The sequence below is a fragment of the Nonomuraea sp. NPDC048901 genome (genome assembly GCF_040649695.1).
Classification (GTDB): domain Bacteria; phylum Actinomycetota; class Actinomycetes; order Streptosporangiales; family Streptosporangiaceae; genus Nonomuraea.
Window position 1 is genome coordinate 1 of the sequence record NZ_JBEZFW010000064.1, and the last position, 1,620, is coordinate 1,620.

Sequence of the window (1,620 nt, forward strand, 5' to 3'; positions counted from 1 at the left end):
CTCACATTCGGTGGTGACGGAAAGTCGCGAAGATCGTTGATCTTCCTGTGAAGGATGTCAACGAGCTTGCGCAGATAGTGTTCTCGGGTCTGTCCCCGCTGGTCATCGAGGATGTGGCCGCCGAGAGCGAGCAGGTCGTGGTGCAGGCGAGGACTCCGCAGGAGGACGCGCTCTGTCCGGCGTGCGGGGGGTCGTCAAGGCGGGTGCACGGCTATCAGCTGCGGACGGTGACAGACGTGCCGGTCGACGGGCGGCGGGTGGTGGTCCGAGTGCGGGTACGGCGTCTGATGTGCCCGACGCGAGGTTGCCGCCACACCTTCCGCGAGCAGGTGCCCGGGGTGCTGGAGCGCTATCAGCGCCGCACCGCTCGCCTGACCAGGCAGGTCCAGGCCGTGGTCCACGAGTTAGCGGGCCGGGCGGGATCGCGTTTGCTGGCGCTACTCGCGGTGAGCCTGTCGCGTCACACGGCCCTGCGCACGCTCCTGCGTATCCCGTTACCCGCCGTGCGGACACCCCGAGTGATCGGCGTCGACGATTTCGCCCTGCGTCGGCGCCATCGCTATGCCACCGTGGTGATCGACGCCGAGACCCACGAGCGGATCGACGTGCTACCCGACCGGACCGCCGACACCCTGCAAGCATGGCTGCGTGATCATCCCGGCATCCAGATCGTGTGCCGCGACGGCTCCGCGACCTACGCCGAGGCCATCCACCGCGCTCTTCCCGACGCCGTGCAGGTCGCCGACCGATGGCACCTGTGGCACAACCTGTGCGAAGCCGCCCTCAGCGAGGTCAAGGCGCACAGCAGCTGCTGGGCCAGCGTCCTGGATGCACCCATCTACGACGGGCCGCGCGCACAGACCACCCTGGAGCGTTGGCACCAGGTCCACGGCCTCCTCGAGCAGGGCGTAGGCCTGCTCGAATGCGCCCGCCGCCTCCAACTGGCCCTGAATACCGTCAAACGCTACGCCCGCGCCGACCGGCCCGAGCGGATGCTCCGCGTGCCCAAATACCGCGCTAGCCTCGTCGACCCCTACCGCGAACACCTGCGCAAGCGCCGAGCCGAGAACCCCGCCGTCCCCGTCAAGCACCTCTTCGAAGAGATCAAGACCCTCGGCTTCACCGGCTGCCTCAATCTCCTACACAAGTACATCAACCAAGGCCGCGCGGACGCCGACCGCCCTCACATCTCCCCGCGCAGGCTCGCCCGAATGATCCTCACCAGGCCCGACAACCTCAAGACCGAACATCACGACCTCCTGGCCCGGCTCACCGCCGCCTGCCCCGAGATGACTGAACTGGCCGTCAACGTCAGGGACTTCGCCAAGCTCCTAACACCTCGCGAAGGCAATGCCGACAGGCTCTCGACCTGGATCGTCCAGGTCCGCGCAACCGGACTGCCTCATCTGCACGCCTTTACCCGGGGCCTGGACCGAGATCGCGCCGCCGTCATCGCCGCGCTCACACTGCCCTACAGCAACGGCCCCACCGAGGGCGTCAACACCAAGACCAAGCGGATCGCCCGCCAGATGCATGGACGCGCAGGATTCACCCTCCTTCGCCATCGCATCCTTCTCGGATAGCTGCACGCTCGGTCACCACCGAATGTGAGACAGGGCC

General features: G+C 67.3%; 1 protein-coding gene. It reads left to right on the forward strand.

The genetic code is table 11. From position 1 onward, the window contains the following. Positions 1-77 precede the first annotated feature (77 nt). The gene (locus AB0C30_RS59830) at positions 78-1,583 is read left to right on the forward strand and encodes an ISL3 family transposase (protein ID WP_357962693.1); all 1,506 of its coding nucleotides are present in this window, start codon (positions 78-80) and stop codon (positions 1,581-1,583) included. The last annotated feature ends 37 nt before the right edge of the window (positions 1,584-1,620 follow it).